This window comes from Aquimarina rhodophyticola (genome assembly GCF_042434915.1).
Taxonomy (GTDB): Bacteria; Bacteroidota; Bacteroidia; order Flavobacteriales; family Flavobacteriaceae; genus Aquimarina.
The window spans coordinates 2,132,913-2,153,170 of the sequence record NZ_CP170198.1 but is presented as its reverse complement, the minus strand read 5'-3'; the positions used below and the strand labels follow the sequence as shown (position 1 = coordinate 2,153,170).

Here is a 20,258-nt window from a genome sequence, read left to right as displayed (position 1 = left end):
AACTAAGTATGAACTATGACATTTTATACACGTTTATAATTGCGACATCCCTGTTAGCTATAACTCCAGGACCAGATAATATATTCGTATTGCTGCAGAGCGTAGTTAATGGTAAAAAATATGGTTTCGCTACCATTGCAGGCTTAATGTCGGGTTGTATAATACATACGACCCTGGTTGCTTTAGGGATGTCAGCATTGATTCAGCAAAGTGACCAACTTTTTTTTACTATCAAAATATTGGGAGCAGGTTATCTATTTTTTTTAGCATTCAAAGTCTACATCGCAAATAGCAAGATAGACTTGCATTCTGACACTATTCCTAGAAAAAAACCATTACAATTATTTAAGCAAGGGTTTATTATGAATGTATTGAACCCCAAAGTTTCTATATTCTTTTTGGCTTTTTTTCCTGCATTCTTATTTAGCAATACGTTAAGCACCGTAGCGCAGTTCTATATTTTGGGATGCATATTTATTTGTGTTTCTTTCTTTTTCTTTGGGCTAATAGCTGTTTTAGCTGATTATATTTCGCAAAGTATAAGAGAAATAAAGTCGGTTGGTATGTTCCTTAAATGGATTCAAATAATTGTATTTAGTGCAATAGGAGTTTTTATTCTTCTATCAGAAAAATAACCTTACTTTTATAGTGTTTATAAAAACTAAAAGTTGATTTATCTATATGATTGAGAAAGTCAAGATTATTGAATGTCCGCGGGATGCTATGCAAGGTATTAGAGATTTTATACCTACCTCATCAAAAGTACAATATATTCAATCCCTTTTACGATGTGGTTTTGATACAATTGATTTTGGAAGTTTTGTTTCTCCCAAAGCAATCCCACAAATGGTGGATACTGCCGAAGTACTTGCGCAGCTAGACTTATCAAAAACACAAAGTAAATTATTAGCAATAGTAGCGAATGTAAGAGGAGCTGAAGATGCAGTTAAATATGCCGCAATTGAATATTTAGGATACCCTTTTTCGATTTCAGAAAATTTTCAAATGCGTAATACCCATAAAACTATTGCAGAGTCTATCAAAATTTTACAGGAAATCCTTAATATAGCAGATCAAGCTAATAAAAAAGTGGTGGCATATCTTTCTATGGGGTTTGGAAACCCTTATGGAGATCCATGGGATGTAGATATAGTAGCAGCTTGGACAGAACGACTTAGCACTATGGGAGTTGAGATTTTGTCCTTGTCGGATACCGTGGGGACTTCGACGCCAGAAATTATTGAATACCTTTTTTCAAACTTAATACCAAGATATTCTTTGATAGAATTTGGGGCGCACCTGCATACAACTCCTGATAAATGGTTTGAAAAGGTAAACGCAGCATATCAAGCTGGTTGCAGGCGATTCGATGGTGCAATTCAAGGTTTTGGAGGATGCCCAATGGCAAAAGATGATTTGACAGGTAATATGCCAACCGAGCGTATGTTATCGTATTTTACCTCGGTAAAAGCAGATACTAATGTCAAAATGTTAAGTTTTGAATCAAGTCACAATGAAGCGACAAAAATTTTTAGTTACTATCATTAAAATATATAAGAATGAATAAATTTTTTAAAAGCATTGTACTTCTGCTAATAGCTGTATTACTAATTATGCAATTTATAAGGCCCGAAAAAAATGAATTAGGATATGAATCGATAGTTTCTTTTGAAAAAGAAACACAACCTTCAGATAAAGTAAAAAGCATACTACGTAATAATTGTTATGATTGTCATAGTAACCAGACACGGTATCCTTGGTATGCCGAAATTGCTCCAGTATCCTATTGGTTAGCAGATCATGTAGAAGAAGGAAAAGAGCATTTCAATGTATCACAATGGGAAAATTACTCTACCAAAAAAAAGGATCATAAATTAGAAGAGTTGATTGAAGAGGTAGAAGAGGGAGAAATGCCATTAGCATCGTATACGTGGGTTCATGGAAATTTGAAGGGTGAAGAGAAAGAAATTCTTATCGAGTGGACTAAAAATTTACGAGCTAAATATACCATCAAACCTTAATCTTCGTTAAAATAACGATCTTACCCAAATGGAGCTTGTATTATAAGCTCCATTTTTATTTAGATTAATTTTAAATATTTTTTGGCAAATACAATAGGTTCAATATATTTGCAACATATAAAAAGCTATTTAAATTAAGTCTAAATAAAATAGGGATGAAAGTTTTAAAATTAATCAATTTAGTATGTTTTTCGGGAGTCCTTTTGATAAGTTCTTGTTCTAATGATGATGATGCTACAGGAGTTACTATTCAAGAACCAACAACTTATGCCTTTGAGAGAAATGGGGAGAGTACGGTTAGTTTTGGAGGGCAAACTACACGAATAGCTATGGCTGGAGAAATTATTGGAGCATTTAAAAATACTGCTTTAACAGAAGAAGCTCTTGATGCTATGTTTGCTCATATTGAAGGGGAATCTGATTTTTCTGAAACAGCGCTTAATGAATCTGATAAAAATGTACGTAGTAAAACAGCAGCATCAAAAGATTACTTTTCTGCTAATAGTACTGCTGCAACTGCAATCAAAGTAGAGTTTGATAATTTAATAAAAAATCAGGTAGCCTTAGTGTTTCCTAACTGGAGTGTTGAGGCTACCCCAGGCAATGCAGGGGTATTGCAAGAAGCTGGTGGCGGATCTAATCGCTATGTTGATGCCAAAGGACTAGAACTGAATCAGATTTTTGCTAAAGGATTAATCGGAGCCTTGATGGTAGATCAAGCTTTAAATAATTATTTAAGTACAGCTGTTTTGGATGAGGCAGATAATCTACTTAATAATGATAATGCAGTTGTTGAAGAGGGTAAAAACTATACAACCATGGAGCATAAGTGGGATGAGGCATACGGTTATGTGTATGGCGCATCAAAAACACCAGCGACTCCCAATGTTAATATAGTAGGAGATGATAAAGAAGGTGATGATGATTTTTTAAGTAAATACCTTAGTAGAGTTGAGAGTGATCCAGATTTTTCAGGTATTGCTGTAGATATCTTTAATGCATTTAAGTTAGGTAGAGCTGCAATAGTTGCCAAAGATTATACAATTAGAGATGAGCAAGCAGAAATCATAAGAGAAAAGATATCTGAAGTGATCGGAGTAAGAGCAGTATATTACTTACAACAAGGAAAAAAACTGCTAGAATCTTCTACTGTTGATTATGCAGCAGTATTTCATGATTTGTCAGAAGGATATGGCTTTATTTATAGTTTGCAATTTACTAGAAACCCAGAAACTAATGCACCTTATCTTACTAGAGACGAAGTTGATGGATTACTCGATCAAATGACAGGTAGTACCAATGGGTTATGGGATGTGACTCCCGAGACTTTACAAACAATCTCTGTAATGATTGCATCAAAATTTAATTTCACGGTAGAACAGGCTGGAAGCTAAAGCTTAAACAACTTATAAAATCCAAAAAAAGAGGTCAAAATCTAAGTGTATTTTGACCTCTTTTTTTTACATTTGCAAAGCTTTATTAAGAATAAATAAAAATAAAATGAAGAAGTTTTTACTTTTAATGATTATTGCTGCAGTCGTGCTTACAGCATGTTCGAGTGAAGATGATAATGAAAGTCAGATAGGTGAAGATACTTTTGATCGAAAATTAATGTTGGCAAATATTGCAGACAATATTATAATACCTGCGTATCAAAATTTTGCTTCTGATATGGATGCCCTTAATAAGTCTACATCTAGCTTTATAATAGCACCAGATCAAGGTAGCCTTTTAAAACTTAGAGAAACATGGATAGATGCATATGTTTCTTGGCAATCGGTTAGCATGTTTGAAATTGGTAAAGCTGAAGAAATTTCATATAGAAATTTTATGAATGTATATCCTACAACTACCGAAAATGTTGAAAAAAATATAAGTTCTGGATCTTATGATCTTACGACGGTTTCTCAACAAGATGAACAAGGGTTTGCAGCGTTAGACTACCTTATTAATGGACTATCAGATACGGACTTAGGTACTATTGAGTTTTATACAAATACAACCAGCGGAGCCAACTATAAGGAGTATCTTTCGGTAATAGTTACCAGAATGAATGGACTTACACAGGAGGTTTTAGCGGACTGGACAAATGGATATCGGGATACTTTTGTAGCTAATAGCGGTTCATCTGCTACCAGCTCTGTAGATAAATTGGTTAACGATTTTATCTTTCATTATGAGAAACATTTAAGAGCGGGTAAAATAGGAATTCCTGCTGGAGTATTTACAAGCGAGGCTTTAAATACCAAGGTAGAAGCTTTTTATCAGGGAGATCTTTCAAAAAGATTGTTCAATGCTAATTTATCCGCTATGCAGGATTTGTTTAATGGTAAGCATTACAATAGTTCTACTAGAGGAGAGAGTTTTAGAACTTATCTTGAATTTTTAAATTCTATAAGTAAAGGAGAAGATTTGGTTCAAAAAATAAATAATCAATTCGAATCGTCAAGATCAAAAGCAGCTATATTAAATGATAATTTTTCAGATCAAGTTAAAACGAACAACACACCGATGCTTGAAACGTATGACGAACTTCAAAAAAATGTAGTATTTCTCAAAGTAGACATGTTACAAGCATTTTCTGTAAGAGTTGATTTTGTAGATGCAGATGGTGATTAAGCTATAAACGGGTATGGTTCTTTACCTCAAAAAATATTTTAATACAAGTACAGAGGCTGCATCACTTGCAGTCTTTCGTATTTTTTTTGGTAGTATGATGTTGATTAGCATTGTACGGTTTTGGAGCAATGGTTGGATCGACAAGTTTTATATACAGCCCAAATTTTTCTTCTCATATTACGGGCTTGAATTTGTAAAGCCTGTAGGTTCTCTTACCTATATACTATTCATAATTTGCGCACTTGCTGCAGTTTTTGTAGCGATTGGATATAAATATAAGATAGCAATTGTAACATTCTTCTTTAGCTTTACTTATATCGAATTAATGGACAAAACTACATACTTAAATCATTATTATTTTATTAGTATAGTAAGTTTTTTGATGATTTTTTTACCTGCAAATGTCTATTTTTCTGTTGATGCCAGAATCAGAAAAAAATCTTTTCAGAAAATTCCAAGGTGGACTATTGATACTATAAAATTATTATTAGTAATCGTATATTTTTATGCTGGATTAGCTAAACTAAATTCTGACTGGTTATTGAAAGCTATGCCATTAAAAATATGGTTACCTTCAAAATATGATCTACCTATTTTAGGCGAAATGATGCATCAAGAGTGGGTGCACTATGTATTTAGTTACGTGGGAGTCTTGTATGACCTCACTATTCCATTTTTATTACTTTATAAGAGAACCAGAATTTTTGGATTTATATTAGTAGTTGTATTTCATGTACTCACTCGAGTTCTGTTTCCTATAGGGATGTTTCCATTTATTATGATTATAAGTACATTAATATTTTTTGATGCTACTGTACACCATAAAATCTTAAGAATTATATCAAGAGTTTTTAATATTAGTAAAGAGTTTTATGATTCTAAAAATGTTTTTTTCTTTAAAACTAAGCAAAGAAAAATTGCTCTATTTTTTATCACTATTTTTTTCATAATTCAATTATTTTTGCCCTTTCGGTATTTAGTATATCCAGGAGAATTATTTTGGACAGAAGAAGGATTTCGTTTTTCTTGGAGAGTTATGCTTATGGAAAAAGCAGGTTACGCTAACTTTAAGATAGTTGACAAACAGTCAGGTAAAAGGTTTTATGTAGATAATGATGATTTTTTAACACCGTTTCAACAAAAGCAAATGGCTACTCAACCTGATTTTATATTAGAATATGCTCATTTTTTGAAAAGACATTTTGAAAAGGATGGTCATAAAAATGTACAAGTATTTGTAGAAAGTTACGTAGCACTTAATGGAAGACATAGCAGTTTGTATATTGATCCTAGTGTTGATCTTGGCAAACAAAAAGAATCATTTAAACATAAAAACTGGATTATTCCATTTAAAGATGAAATTAAAGGATTATAGTACAGTAATATTTGCATTACTGATTACAAGTTTTATGACCGCACAATACAAACTGACGGGCATTGTAATTGATCAAAATAATCAACCTATTAGTAATGCCGAGATATATAATCAAAATACAGGAGAGCAAACTATATCTCAATCAAACGGTATGTTTGAATTTACAGATGTAGCTGATGGAGAATACCTAGTTACTGTATTTAATTACAATTTTGCAATTTTAGAAAAGTCCGTTGTCGTAACAGGCGATACTACGGTCAATTTTAGGTTAAAACCTCTTGGAGAAGAACTCTCAGAAGTATTAATAACACAAAGAAGGGAACGAATTTTTGGCCTAAAACAATTAAAACCAGTAGAAGGTACTGCTATATACGCTGGTAAAAAGACCGAAGTAGTTTTACTTGACAACGCTGTTGGAAATTTAGCTTCAAATAATGCACGTCAAATTTATGCTCAAGTGGCGGGTTTAAATATTTATGAAAATAGTGTAGGAGGCTTACAACTCAATATTGGTGGAAGAGGTCTGGACCCCAATAGAACCGCCAATTTTAACACACGTCAAAATGGATATGATATTAGTGCAGATGTTTTGGGATATCCAGAGAGCTATTACACACCTCCAGCCGAAGCATTGAGCGAAATTCAAGTAGTGCGTGGAGCCGCATCCTTACAATATGGGACCCAATTTGGTGGACTTATAAATTTCAAAATGAAAGAACCCAACCCCAATAAAGAACTCGAATTGATTTCACGACAATCTTTGGGGTCATTTAATTTATTCACAAGTTTTACTAGCTTAAGCGGAAGCTTAGGTAAGTTTAGTTATTACACTTATTATAATTTCAAAAAGGGGGATGGGTTTAGACCTAATTCTGAGTTTGATTCTAAGAATTTCTATGCCCATCTAGGCTATCAACTATCTGATAAAACAAAACTTATAGGAGAATTCACGTACCTTACATATTTGGCCAAACAGCCAGGAGGGTTAACAGATACACAATTTGAGCAAACCCCTGAAGTAAGTTATCGATCTAGGAATTGGTTTAAAGTTGATTGGAAATTATTTTCTCTAAGGTTAGAACACCAATTTTCAGAAAAGACCGACTTTAGTTTCAATATTTTTGGATTGGATGCTTCACGAAGTGCTTTAGGTTTTCGTGGGGTTCCAACGAATCTCAATGCAAACCCTATTACAGCAGTAGACGAAGTCGATTCTCAGGGAGATTTTGTAACCCCTAGAGATTTAATTATCGGAAATTTTCAAAATAGGGGAGCAGAAGCTCGATTATTGAGTCGTTATAAAATTTTGGATAAAAAAGCTGTTTTTTTGATAGGAACCAAATACTATCAAGCTCTAAACGATGCACGACAAGGACCAGGTAGTTTAGATATTGATGCTGATTTTACATTTAAAGATTCAAAATTTTCAGATTATCCAAATCAATCTACTTTTGATTTTCCAAACCTTAATATATCTGTTTTTGGAGAGAATATAGTTAATCTTACAGATAAATTTTCTGTAACCCCAGGAGTTCGTTTCGAATATATAAAAACCGAATCAGATGGGATATATCAAAGCGTTATTTTTGATAATGCAGGTAATCCTATTGATAATACAGCTCAGAGGGATGATGAAACTCTCGAGCGATCGTTTGTACTATTTGGTATAGGTTCAAGTTATAAGATTAATCGTGGAATAGAGGTGTATACTAATATTTCTCAAAATTATAGATCAGTTACATTTAGCGATATTCGTATCGTAAATCCTTCCTTTGTTATAGAACCAGATATTGGCGACGAAAAAGGGTTTACAGCCGATATTGGAATGCGAGGTAGAATTAATAATACTTTTACCTATGATGTAGGTGGTTTTGCAATATGGTATGATGATCGGATAGGAGAAGTTTTTAATAATAGAGCACAACGAGTTCGTGGTAATATAGGAGATGCAGTAATTTATGGTTTTGAGAGTTATGCTAATTGGAATATAGCCAATACTTTATTTTCAAATACTAGTAATTATGTATTTAATTCGTTTGTTAACTTAGCATTAACTGATTCTGAATATACTAGCTCCGAAGAACCAATTGTAGGCAATAAAGTAGAGTTTATACCTTTAGTAAATCTAAAAGCAGGAATAGGTTTTGGATATAAAAATCTACTTGCAAATGTGCAGCTTACTCACCTCTCAGAACAGTTTACCGAGGTTACCAATGCAGAAAAAGGCTTGCCAGGCACCAAAGAAGAAGGAACCTTAGGTAAGATTCCTTCATATTCGATTGTAGATATATCTTTTTCCTATAGTTATAAAAACTTTAAAATCGAAACGGGTATAAATAATCTTTTGGACGAAAGTTATTTTACACAACGAGCTACTGGATATCCGGGCCCTGGGATTATTCCTGCTGCACCTATATCTTGGTATGCAACTGTACAGTTAAAATTCTAATTATTAAATTAACTTTTGTTCAATTGAGGATGTAGCTGTAATTCAATACATTTGAAAAATAGTAAGATGAGTAAAAGGCGTAGTCTCTTATAATCACAAAAATTTATAGTTAAAATTCCTGAAATATGAATGATTTAGAAATTTATGAAGAACATTTAGCAAAACGCTATAATGCATCGGATAATTATCATTTACCGTTGTCTTGCTGGGAATTTTATGGAGAACATTTTTTGGCGAAGGCTGAATTTAGAAAGGATATTGAATCTTTAACTAAATTAAGCAATTCGTGGGCGCTACATTTAGATTTTTATAATGAACTTATCGTAAACAAAAACGTTGTGGTAGTTACCGATCCCACCCTTAAAATTGTTTATGCAAGTCATAACCTAGAACGAATGAATGGTTTTTTACCTACCGAAGTTATAGGTAAGACGCCAAAAATGTTTCAAGGAGAACAGACATGTCCTTCCGTTTCAAAAAAAATACGTAAAGCTATAGATGCAAGACAGTCTTTTGAAGAATCCGTAATTAATTACAGAAAAGATAAATCTATATATCTCTGTACGATCAAAGGTTTTCCTGTACTTAATTACAAGGGAGAACTTATTAATTATGTAGCATTGGAAAAAGCAGCATAGTACAATATTTTAGCTCCAATAATTAGTATTTTGATAAAAAATATTCCACTTCATTTTTCTCAAGATGACCATTACATTCTCCAAAATGAGCATGTGCAATTACGACCTTTGGAGCTATCTGATTCAGAATTCATAAGGCGGTTTGTTAAGAATGAACCCGAGTTATTTCAATACTCCTTAGCACCAATGCGATCAGAGATCGACGTCGTAGCTTATATACAAAATGCTCTTAATTATAGAAAAATTGGTACATCATATCCTTTTTTAGTTTTTGATAAAAAGAATAAAGAGTATGCAGGGACTACTAGGTTTTATGAAATTAATAATATTCATCAAAGTTGTACCATCGGATATACGTGGTTCGGAAAGAAATTTCAACGAACAGGTGTGAATAGAAACTGTAAGTTCTTAATGTTATCTCATGCATTCGAAGTCATGAAAGTACAACGCGTTGAATTTAGAGCCGATGTAAAAAATACGCGTAGTATTGAAGCGATGAAACGGATTGGCTGTGTAGAAGAAGGCAGGCTAAGAAATCATTTTATAACTCCCACTGGTAGAAGAGATACTATTGTTTTGAGCATAATACAATCGGATTGGGAGGATTTAAAGAACTCAATCTTCAAAGGATATTAACTAATAAGTAAGCATAAAGTTCTTTCGTTTAAGAGCTATTGTGTATCTTGTTTATTATTTAGTTAAAATTTCTATGAAAAAGATATTAATGGTTTTGCTAATTACCATGTACGGAATAGCTACGCTTTCTGCTCAAGAATGGATGACCAATTTTGCCGAAGCCCAAAAAATTGCACACGATGAAAATAAGAAAGTTCTTTTATTATTTGCAGGTTCTGATTGGTGCGCACCATGTATAAAACTTGAACGTTTTATTTTAGATACCGAAGATTTTAAAGAATTTGTGCACGCTCAATATATATTGGTAAAGGCAGATTTTCCACGTAAAAAGAAGAATCAACTTTCAACCGAAACGGCAAAACAAAATAAAATGTTAGCTGATACCTATAATCCACAAGGTCATTTTCCTTTATTATTAATGTTGACTGCGACTGGAGAAAAATTAGGTGAGGTTGGATATAAAAAGGTAGCACCTAGTGTTTATATTGATATTTTGAGATCATGGGAAGCACGTTGAGTTTATTGATAAGTATTATCATATTTTTTCTTACAAGTATTCAGCTTCGAGCTCAAGAGGTGTACACAAAGAAGTTTAGTAAAATGGGCAGTGATTTTGAAGTAACAGTGGTAGCTGATACACCAGAGGAGGGAACTTCTTTTATTAATCTTGCAATTAATGAGATTGAACGTATTGAACGCTTAATTTCCTCATGGGATGCCAATTCTCAAACCTCTTTGATTAATAAAAATGCAGGAAAACAAACTGTAGCTGTATCTCTTGAGTTGTTTAAACTCATAGAACGATCAGTAAATATTTCAAAAATAACAGATGGAGCATTTGATATTACATACGCTTCTATGGATGCAATTTGGAAATTTGACGGTAGTATGAGTAATATGCCTTCCCCAGAAAAAATAAAAGCCTCGGTATCCCGGGTTGGTTATCAAAATTTAAAACTTAATTCAAATGATACCACTGTTTTTTTAAGTAGAAAAGGAATGAAAATAGGTTTTGGAGCGATTGGTAAAGGATACGCTGCAGATATGGCGAAACAACTATTGCAAAGCAAAGGAGTAGTTGCAGGTATTATCAACGCATCTGGTGATATGAATGCATGGGGCAAACCACCTAATGCTAAAAACTGGCAGGTTGCTATTACTAATCCCATGGATACATCAAAGGCCTATGCTATACTACCTTTATATAATCAGGCTGTAGTAACTTCAGGTAATTACGAGAAGTTCGTTTCTTTTAATAATAAGCGATATACTCATATTATTGATCCCAGAACTGGGTATCCCGCTTCGGGGATCCTAAGTGTCACAGTTTTTGCACCCAAAGCAGAACTTGCAGATGCATTAGCAACTTCAATATTTGTAATGGGAGTTTCTTTGGGTGTCGATAGAGTTGATCAATTACCAGGTGTTGAGTGTATTATCATTGACGAAAAAGGAAGTGTTATTACATCTAAAAATTTAAAAATAAAAAAAGATAATCAATGAATCTTAAGTATATAATTATTACGGCAATTTTGATAGTAGTTTTGCAATCATGTGCAGTAGTAAAAGAATATGAAAAAGTGGCTATTAATGATCCAGATATGGAGTTACGTTCTAAAAAAATAAATCGATTTGAAACAAATTTTCAAGCTTACAGAGAAGCTGCAGCAGGTGCTAACGGTGGTAAAACAGGCGGTGGCTGTGGTTGTAACTAGAAAAAACGGCAACTCTATGAGTTTATATAAGTATTCAAATATCAAGCTTGGGTTAGCAGCTATAATCATGTCTTTGATTGTATGTGGGAGCGGTTTTGCTCAAATAGACTCCTTATCCTCAAACTCGAACTACAAAAGTAGAGTATTAGAAGCGACTGAATTAGATTTTTTGATGAGTTACTATGCTCAAGATGGCGATAATGCCGCTGTTACTGGTGGTATAGGGACCGAAGAACTTACTAATAGTACACCAACCATAGTGGTTGCTATTCCATTAAATGATGATTCTGTACTATCAATAGATGCAGGGATTTCGGCATATACATCGGCTTCATCAAGTAATGTGAACCCTTTTGATGGTGATGAGGTAGCAGATCCTTATATAGCATCATCTGGAGCTTCAAAAAGTGATGTATTAAGTACCATGAAATTAGCGTATTCTCATAGTAGTGATAATCGTACTACGCTTTGGTCGGTAAATACAGCTATAGCTACCGAATATGATTATTTCTCAATAGGTTTTGGTGGGAGCTTCACTAAATTATTTAATCAAAAAAACACTGAATTAAGTGCAAATGTCAATGTCTACTTGGATACATGGAATGCTATTTATCCTTCAGAACTAAGAGATCTGCCTTCTTTTACTCCTTTTGAGAATGAATCTCGCAATTCGTTTTCATTTGGACTGGGTTTTTCTCAGATACTATCTCAAAAGCTTCAGGGATCCTTAGCATTGGATGTGACTTATCAAGAGGGTTTACTATCCACACCTTTTCAACGAGTACAATTTTTGGACATACCTGATTTAGTTATTCAAAATTTCACATATGCTGATGATATTGAGCGATTACCAAACTCTCGTTTAAAAATTGCGGGAGGAGCTAGATTACATTATTATGTAAATGAAAAAATAGTATTACGTTCTTTTTATAGATTTTATAAAGATGACTGGAATATAGGTTCTCATACAGCCTCTATAGAGATGCCATATAAACTGACAGACAAGTTTACAGTGTATCCTAGTTACCGTTTTTATACGCAAAGTGCAGCAGATTATTTTGCTGCTTTTAATAAGCATGTATCGACACAAACATATTACACTTCAGATTATGATCTTTCAGAGTTTAAAGCTAATCAATTTGGTTTAGGAATTAGCTATACCGATATTTTCACAAAGTTGCACATTCTATCGTTTGGTTTGAAAAAAATTGAAGTGGCAATACATAATTATGAACGTGACAGCGGCCTTACTGCTTTTATTGTTTCTGGGGGTTTAAGTTTTGTGTTAGAGTAATACATTTATAAAAAAAAAGACCCATCTATTATTTAGATGAGTCTTTTGTCAATTATGCAACCCCAAATGCATGACTAAAATTTTCTTCGGCGTCCTTTATCAATGTAAAGTATTCGCTATATATATAAAACGTCTTAAAGTATAGTAACCCTACCTTTAGTGCTACGAAATTTTTAAACTAAAAAAAAGACCCATCTATTGTTTAGATGAGTCCTTTGTCAATTATGCAACCCCAAATGCATGACTAAAATTTTCTTCGGCGTCCTTTATCAATGTAAAGTATTCGCTATATATATAAAACGTCTTAAAGTATAGTAACCCTACCTTTAGTGCTACGAAATTTTTAAACTAAAAAAAAGACCCATCTATTGTTTAGATGAGTCCTTTGTCAATTATGCAACCCCAAATGCATGACTAAAATTTTCTTCGGCGTCCTTTATCAATGTAAAGTATTCGCTATATATATAAAACGTCTTAAAGTATAGTAACCCTACCCCTACCTTAAGTACCATAAAATTTTTAAACTAAAAAAAGAGACCCATCTATTGTTTAGATGAGTCCTTTATCAATTATGCAACCCCAAATGCATGACTAAAATTTCCTTCGGCGTCCTTTATCAATGTAAAGTATTCGCTATATATATAAAACGTTTTAAAGTATAGTAACCCTACCTTGGGTGCTACGAAATTTTTAAACAAAAAAAAGACCCATCTATTGTTTAGGTGAGTCCTTTATCAATTATGCAACCCCAAATGCATGACTAAAATTTTCTTCGGCGTCCTTTATCAATGTAAAGTATTCGCTATATATATAAAACGGTTTAAAGTATAGTAACCCTACCTCTTATATGATTAAATTCAATTTCTGTTCATTATTAAATACAATGGTTTATAGTATATAAGTTTTCTTGTTCAATTTCAGTAAATAATATAATAGCAGAATAAAGGATAGAGAAAACCGGGTTTTTTTGCTTAGAAGTCTTAAAGCTTTGCCAACAAAATAAGTAATATTCCATAAGGAAATGCTAAAACCAATCTTTTAATCATAAAGTTACCTAAATGTGCATTGTAGTGATAAGAACGGATAATAATTTAGTCCACAATAATTGAACACCAAGTTATTTTTAAGCAAAGCCTCTTTCAATTTAAGTTGAAATTGATACAAAAGTGTTCTTAACCTAACAATAAACATATGAGATATTTTTCCGTAGTAAGTAGTAGGATAGCGTTACTAGTTTTTTTAATTTTTTGTGTGATTTCTTGTGCGACATATCAGCCACAATGGTTAACCAATCCTATTAGTAATACGTCTGATAAAACTCCTACTTACACTTTATACTTGGCAAGTGGTTTGGGTAATGCAAAAGATCCAGTAGATAGTAAGTTAGTTGATAAGTTAGAAGAAACATTAAAAAACGCTGATAAGAAAAGTACAATGATTTTTTTAGGAGACAATGTAACACCTAAAAGAAAAAATAAAGATCAGGACTTTAAGTTACTAGAACAGCAGTTACAGATTGTCTCGAATTACAAAGGAAGAACACTTTTTATACCTGGTAACAACGAGTGGAAAACTAATGATATTGATGATCTAGAAGAATATGAAGATTATATTAAAGAAAAAGAGCAGGAAAAAGTAGAATATCAAGAGAAAAATGGGTGTCCATTAGAATATATCGATGTTAACGATCAGCTTGCTATTATAGTGGTAAATTCTCCATGGTTCATCGCAAATTGGAATAAAGTAGAGGAGATTAATAAAAAATGTACCGATATTTTTACCAGAAGGCGTTTTGCAGAAGAACTAGAAGGCTATATTAATGATGCGCAAGATAAAAATGTAGTTATAGCAATGCACCATCCAGTATATAGTAACGGTGAATATGCTGGGAAAGACACTTTTTCTAGTCAACTATTACCACTTCCTCTAGTAGGTAACATTTATGATGGTTTTAAGGATATGGCAGGTTTTTCGCCAGAGCAATTAAATGCGAGACGATATCGCTACTTGCGCATACTTGTAAGTTCTATAGCAAAAAAATCGGATCGGGTCACCATCGTTTCTGGACACGAAGAAAACCTTCAATATTTAAAAGGAGGTCAAATGCATCAAATAATCAGCGGTTCGTTAGGTTCAAAATCAGCTACCAAAAGATCAAAAGGTGTCTTAACAACGGTAGGTGGGTCTTTGGAGTTTGAAGGGGTATTTACACAAGGAAAAAAAGGTTTTGCTAAAGTCGATTATTTCGAAGATGGATCATCCGAGGTTACTTTTTTAACCGATAATGATAAAAATGAAGAGTTTAGATTTGCGGTACTGCCGCCTTTCAAAGAACCAAAAGTTGCCACTTATGAACAAAAGCAATTAGGTGAGACACAAAAAGCAACGGTTTTAACAGACGAAGATAAGTTGGATAAATCAGGGTTCTATAAGGTATTATGGGGAGAGCGTTACCGTGATTATTTTGGAACTCCTGTTACTGCAAAGGTAGCATATCTAGATACATTGCATGGTGGACTCACTGTACAGAAAGAAGGAGGCGGACACCAATCTTTTTCTTTAAGATTGACCGATTCGGAAGGAAAACAATACGCAATGCGTTCTTTACGTAAAAACGCCTTGAAATTTTTAAAATTTAAAGTAAGGGGGATAGCTTATACTGCCGAGGATTATAAAAATACAATGGCCGAGGATTTGATTTCGGATTTTTTTACAACTACTCATCCCTTTATGCAACTAGTTATCGATCCTCTAGCAAAGGCAGTTGATGTAAATCATTCGAATGCAGAGCTATACTATATACCAAAACAGGAACGATTGGGTGAGTTTAATACCGATTTTGGAGATGAATTATATTTTATCGAAGAAAGACCCTCAGAAGAACAAAAGAATTTTGAAGGATATAATCGAGCAAACCCAAAAGAAGCAGGTAAAGTTTCAGATTTTGAAAGCACGACAGATATGCTAGAAAAAATTAAGGAAGATGAATCCTATACTATTGATCAAAGAGCCTATGTACGTGCTAGAATATTTGATATGTTAATAGGCGATTGGGATCGTCATCAGGATCAATGGAGATGGATGGAGTATACCACAAATGAAGATGATAAAACCTTTATACCGATCCCCAGAGATCGTGATAATACCTTCTCAAAATTTGATGGTATTGGTATTCCAATCGTACAAATGTTTATGCCAAATACTAGATTTTGGCAATCATACGATTCTGAAATCAACAATATAAAATGGTATAATGCGCAAGCCAATGATCTCGATAGGGCATTAGTAACGCAATATGGAGCAGCTTTATGGAAAGAGGAGGCCAAAAAAATACAGAAAGAACTTAGCGCAGAGACAATAGATGCAGCATTTTTGAGAATTCCAAAAGAGGTTCAAGATAGTACAGCTTCAAAAATTAAGCAAAATCTTAAGTCAAGACTTACAAAATTAGATATCTATGCTCAAACATATGGAGAGTACTTGGATAACACCATATCAATTCGAGGTACACATAAAGATGACCATTTTTTAATAGAACGTCTTAAAGAAGGTAAGACAAAAGTGACAATCAAGCGTAAATTATCAGATGAAAAGAATAAAGAAATTTATAGTAGAACGTTTGACCGTGATAAAACGAAAGAATTATGGATCTATGGGTTAAATGATGATGATACCTTTGAAATTATTGGAGAAGGAGATCGTGAAATTTTTATTCGAATCATTGGTGGGTATGGAAAAGATAGATACATAACCAAAAATAAAAAAAGATTAAAGGTATATGATTGGAAATTTGAAGATTCAGATTTTGATGAAAAATCCCCTTCAAAGTACTTATCCAATCTTTATGAAACCAATACCTTTCATTGGAGATATTTTCAAGAAAATCATAATGTATTATTACCAACTTTGGGATATAATCCCGACGATGGATTTTTCTTAGGCGCTGTCAACACCTATACAAATAATGGGTTTAATGGCAATCCATTTCGATATCAACATAAAATTGGAGCAAATTATTACTTTTTATTAAAAGGAATAGAATTATCATATAAAGGTGAGTTTGCTAATATTTTTCCGCAGTGGAATTTTGAAGTGGAAGGATATTTTACAAATGAACTATTCGCAAATAATTTCTTTGGATTCGGAAACGAGTCTGTCAATACCGATGATGACAATGGTTTATCTTTCAACAGAGCAAGAATGCAGCAAATTAAATTTTCTGCTGGTATACGACATAGATCTATTACTTTAAAAGCGTTGTATGAATCATTTAGCGTCAAAGAAGAACAAGATCGTTATTTTACAGAGCAAAATATAAACCCCTTAGCCTTTGATCAGCAACAGTATGTTGGTAGTGAAGCGGGACTGTATTATTACAATCAGGATGCAAAAGATTTTCCTACAGAGGCAGTGTATTTCGGGATTAAAGGAGGCTACAAAGCAAATATAGCCGAAAGCGATAATCAATTTGGTTATGTTTCCTTAAAACTTGGTGCAAGTCATAAATTGATACGCTCAGGACATCTGGTGTTAGGTACGACATTAGAAGGCAAAACAAACATAGGTGATAACTATTTGTTTTACCACGCTCCGTCAATTGGAGGTAATAACGGGTTAAGAGGCTTTAGAAATGAACGATTTAGCGGAAAAGCATATTTTTATCAAAGTACAGATCTTAAGCTTCGAGTAAAACGTTTTATTACAGCTGTTGCTCCTATAACTTTTGGTGTCTACGGTGGTTTTGACTATGGTAGAGTATGGGTGAATAATGATGATTCAAATACATTACATACTTCTCAGGGTGGTGGTTTATGGATTAGTGGTCTTAATGCTTTAGCCTTTAATATAGGTGTATTTAATTCTGAAGAAACAAATATGGTACAGGTTGGTTTTGGTTTTGGATTCTAAATAGAAAAAAATAAAACGCTATATTTTATGTTATCCTCTTGTTTTTAACAAGGGGATAACGATTTTAAAGAAATAAAATAACGTATATTTGCTCGCAATTAAATCTTAATTGCCATGACAGCACACGAATCCAAAATCGTAGGTGAAGGTCTCACATATGATGATGTCCTTTTAGTTCCAGCCTTTTCAGAAGTATTACCTAGAGATGTAAATATTCAATCAAAGTTTACTCGAAATATTACAATAAATGTGCCTATCGTTTCTGCAGCGATGGATACCGTTACAGAAAGCAGTATGGCTATTGCCATGGCGCAAGAAGGAGGTATCGGAGTGCTTCATAAAAATATGACGATCGAAGAGCAAGCCATCAAAGTACGCAAAGTTAAACGTGCAGAAAGTGGAATGATTATCGATCCTGTTACGCTTCCGCTCAGTGCGAAAGTTATTGACGCAAAGAATTATATGCGCGAACATAGTATTGGTGGGATACCTATTGTAGATGAACAAAAAAAATTATTAGGTATTGTAACCAATAGAGACTTGCGTTTTGAAAAAAATGATCGGCGCCCTATTTCTGAAGTAATGACAAGTAGCAATCTCGTGACAGTAGGAGAAGGAACTTCTTTGCAAGAGGCAGAAGTGATCTTACAACAGAATAAAATTGAGAAATTACCTGTAGTAGATGATAATAATACGCTGGTAGGGTTAATAACCTTTAGAGATATAACTAAGCTTACGCTGAAGCCAAGTGCTAACAAGGATATTTTGGGGAGACTACGAGTAGCTGCAGCTATTGGGGTAACGGGCGATGCTGTTGAGCGTGCAGATGCCCTTGTTAATGCAGGAGTCGATGCAGTGGTTATTGATACTGCTCATGGTCATACTAAAGGTGTAGTAAGTGTTCTTAAGGAGATAAAACAAAAATTTCCTGATTTAGATGTGATTGTTGGAAATATCGCTACTGCAGAAGCTGCGAAGTATTTGGTGGCTGCTGGAGCCGATGCGGTTAAAGTGGGAATAGGACCAGGTTCTATTTGTACGACACGTGTAGTTGCCGGTGTTGGTTTTCCTCAGTTCTCGGCGGTTTTAGAGGTAGCAGCTGCAATTAAAGGATCGGGAGTTCCTGTTATCGCAGATGGTGGTATTCGCTATACAGGAGATATCCCCAAAGCTATTGCAGCTGGCGCAGATTGTGTTATGCTAGGTTCTTTACTCGCTGGAACAAAAGAATCACCAGGCGAAACTATTATTTACGAAGGAAGAAAGTTTAAAACATACCGCGGAATGGGATCTGTTGAGGCTATGAAAAAAGGATCAAAAGATCGGTATTTTCAAGATGTTGAGGATGATATTAAAAAATTGGTGCCAGAAGGTATTGTAGGGCGTGTTGCATACAAGGGAGATTTGTATGAAAGTATTCATCAATTTGTTGGAGGCTTACGTGCAGGGATGGGATATTGTGGTGCGGCAGATGTTGCTACTTTACAAGAAACCGGAAAATTTGTAAAAATAACTGCTAGTGGTATTAATGAAAGTCATCCACATGATGTGACGATAACCAAAGAGTCACCTAATTATAGTAGATAGAGAGTTAAAAATCTTAACTATAAAAAAGCATGAATGGTAGTATCCATTCATGCTTTTTTATATTAACTATATATCTTTATAATACTTATTCTTCTACTTTAATTCCTAGTTTAGACATAACTGATTTCGTTAAGTCAAATTTAGGATCAATATAGGCCAGTCCACTGCTTGTGATGGTGAGTATTTGTGAATAACCTTCAGCTTTTGCTATTTCTTCAAGGGTTTTGCCTATTTTTTGGTACAAAGGTTGTAATAGCTGATTTTGCTTTATTTGAAAAAGTTTTGATCCATTTTGACGAAATTTTGCGATATCATTCTCAAGTGTAATGATTTCCTCTTGTTTAGTCTTTTTCATAGGATCGGTATACGTATCGGCTTGAGTCTTATATGCTTCAATTTTTGCCTGATATTGATCTACCTTCACTTTTAGATCATCTTCCAGTTTTTTATTGTAAGCATTCAAATCTTCTTGAATTTTGGGAAGTTCTGGCATTTTAGATAGGATAAATTCACTATCAATAGTTCCTACTTTGGATTGAGCATTGCTATAAAATCCACTAAAGATTATTATAGCTATTAAAGCTATTTTTTTCATTATTTTGTTTAAATTAAAAAATCTGAGATGTACAAATATAATTGTACTTTACGTAAAAAAGGTGGCGTGTATGAATTTATTCATTATAAACTTGACCTCGATGAGGTTTTAAGGCATCTCTTACTTTTTTCATATCACTGTCATTAACTACCATAAAAGCAATACTGTGTATTTCTGAAAGATGTTGTTGACTTGTCAAAAAATACGCAAGTTTCTCAATAGTGGCGTACTCTCTCAAATGAGTTTCGTGATGTTTTGCTGTGAGTGCAGCATTGGGACCTCTAAAATCCCATATGAGTTTTATTTTTCTCTCCATATTTTAAAAACTAAGCAAGCAAAATATTATAAAATATTGAGATATGTTAGAAATATATGAATTCATTCTAAAGAGTACTCTGCGATAAAGAGAATGTATTAACAT

17 protein-coding genes are annotated in these 20,258 nt (G+C 33.6%); 15 read left to right on the top strand and 2 right to left on the bottom strand.

The features are described 5' to 3' along the window. The first annotated feature begins 8 nt into the window (after positions 1-8). The 15 genes from ACE939_RS09405 (at position 9) to guaB (ending at position 19,242) form a co-directional block, all read left to right on the top strand. On the top strand, positions 9-635 hold the full coding sequence (locus ACE939_RS09405) for a LysE family translocator (RefSeq protein ID WP_378185180.1): 627 nt from the start codon (positions 9-11) through the stop codon (positions 633-635). Positions 636-684: 49 nt separating this feature from the next. Continuing rightward, the gene (locus ACE939_RS09400) at positions 685-1,548 is read left to right on the top strand and encodes a hydroxymethylglutaryl-CoA lyase (RefSeq protein WP_378188434.1); all 864 of its coding nucleotides are present in this window, start codon (positions 685-687) and stop codon (positions 1,546-1,548) included. Positions 1,549-1,559: 11 nt separating this feature from the next. Next, positions 1,560-2,021 (top strand): heme-binding domain-containing protein, encoded by a 462-nt coding sequence (locus tag ACE939_RS09395; RefSeq protein WP_378185178.1) that lies wholly within the window; start codon positions 1,560-1,562, stop codon positions 2,019-2,021. Between the two features lie 155 nt (positions 2,022-2,176). Further along, positions 2,177-3,415: a DUF4856 domain-containing protein gene (locus tag ACE939_RS09390; protein ID WP_378185176.1), complete on the top strand. Its 1,239-nt coding sequence runs from the start codon at positions 2,177-2,179 to the stop codon at positions 3,413-3,415. Positions 3,416-3,521: 106 nt separating this feature from the next. Beyond that, positions 3,522-4,640 carry an imelysin family protein gene (locus tag ACE939_RS09385; protein WP_378185174.1) on the top strand — a complete coding sequence of 373 codons (1,119 nt, stop codon included), beginning with the start codon at positions 3,522-3,524 and terminating at the stop codon, positions 4,638-4,640. A 13-nt stretch (positions 4,641-4,653) separates the two neighbouring features. Then, positions 4,654-6,015: an HTTM domain-containing protein gene (locus ACE939_RS09380; RefSeq protein WP_378185172.1), complete on the top strand. Its 1,362-nt coding sequence runs from the start codon at positions 4,654-4,656 to the stop codon at positions 6,013-6,015. Continuing rightward, the gene (locus ACE939_RS09375; RefSeq protein WP_378185170.1) at positions 5,996-8,464 is read left to right on the top strand and encodes a TonB-dependent receptor domain-containing protein; all 2,469 of its coding nucleotides are present in this window, start codon (positions 5,996-5,998) and stop codon (positions 8,462-8,464) included. Before ACE939_RS09380 ends, ACE939_RS09375 begins: the two co-directional genes overlap by 20 nt. Positions 8,465-8,589: 125 nt before the next feature. Continuing rightward, positions 8,590-9,102, top strand: coding sequence for a PAS domain-containing protein (locus tag ACE939_RS09370; RefSeq protein ID WP_378185168.1), 513 nt, complete (start codon positions 8,590-8,592; stop codon positions 9,100-9,102). A gap of 30 nt (positions 9,103-9,132) precedes the next feature. Beyond that, positions 9,133-9,738 (top strand): GNAT family N-acetyltransferase, encoded by a 606-nt coding sequence (locus ACE939_RS09365; RefSeq protein ID WP_378185166.1) that lies wholly within the window; start codon positions 9,133-9,135, stop codon positions 9,736-9,738. A 73-nt stretch (positions 9,739-9,811) separates the two neighbouring features. Further along, on the top strand, positions 9,812-10,255 hold the full coding sequence (locus ACE939_RS09360) for a thioredoxin family protein (RefSeq protein WP_378185164.1): 444 nt from the start codon (positions 9,812-9,814) through the stop codon (positions 10,253-10,255). Further along, positions 10,240-11,241, top strand: a complete 1,002-nt coding sequence (locus ACE939_RS09355) for an FAD:protein FMN transferase (RefSeq protein WP_378185162.1) — start codon at positions 10,240-10,242, stop codon at positions 11,239-11,241. Before ACE939_RS09360 ends, ACE939_RS09355 begins: the two co-directional genes overlap by 16 nt. Continuing rightward, on the top strand, positions 11,238-11,453 hold the full coding sequence (locus ACE939_RS09350; RefSeq protein ID WP_378185160.1) for a DUF4266 domain-containing protein: 216 nt from the start codon (positions 11,238-11,240) through the stop codon (positions 11,451-11,453). Before ACE939_RS09355 ends, ACE939_RS09350 begins: the two co-directional genes overlap by 4 nt. 16 nt (positions 11,454-11,469) lie before the next feature. Next, positions 11,470-12,747 carry a DUF3570 domain-containing protein gene (locus ACE939_RS09345; protein WP_378185158.1) on the top strand — a complete coding sequence of 426 codons (1,278 nt, stop codon included), beginning with the start codon at positions 11,470-11,472 and terminating at the stop codon, positions 12,745-12,747. Positions 12,748-13,938: 1,191 nt separating this feature from the next. Further along, on the top strand, positions 13,939-17,655 hold the full coding sequence (locus tag ACE939_RS09340) for a ShlB/FhaC/HecB family hemolysin secretion/activation protein (RefSeq protein ID WP_378185157.1): 3,717 nt from the start codon (positions 13,939-13,941) through the stop codon (positions 17,653-17,655). A 114-nt stretch (positions 17,656-17,769) separates the two neighbouring features. Continuing rightward, positions 17,770-19,242: an IMP dehydrogenase gene (guaB, locus tag ACE939_RS09335; RefSeq protein WP_378185154.1), complete on the top strand. Its 1,473-nt coding sequence runs from the start codon at positions 17,770-17,772 to the stop codon at positions 19,240-19,242. A gap of 85 nt (positions 19,243-19,327) precedes the next feature. Here the strand turns inward: guaB and ACE939_RS09330 are convergent, their stop codons facing one another. Beyond that, on the bottom strand, positions 19,328-19,837 hold the full coding sequence (locus ACE939_RS09330; RefSeq protein ID WP_378185152.1) for an OmpH family outer membrane protein: 510 nt from the start codon (positions 19,835-19,837) through the stop codon (positions 19,328-19,330). Positions 19,838-19,913: 76 nt separating this feature from the next. Next, positions 19,914-20,153, bottom strand: coding sequence for a hypothetical protein (locus ACE939_RS09325; protein WP_378185150.1), 240 nt, complete (start codon positions 20,151-20,153; stop codon positions 19,914-19,916). Between the last annotated feature and the right edge of the window lie 105 nt (positions 20,154-20,258).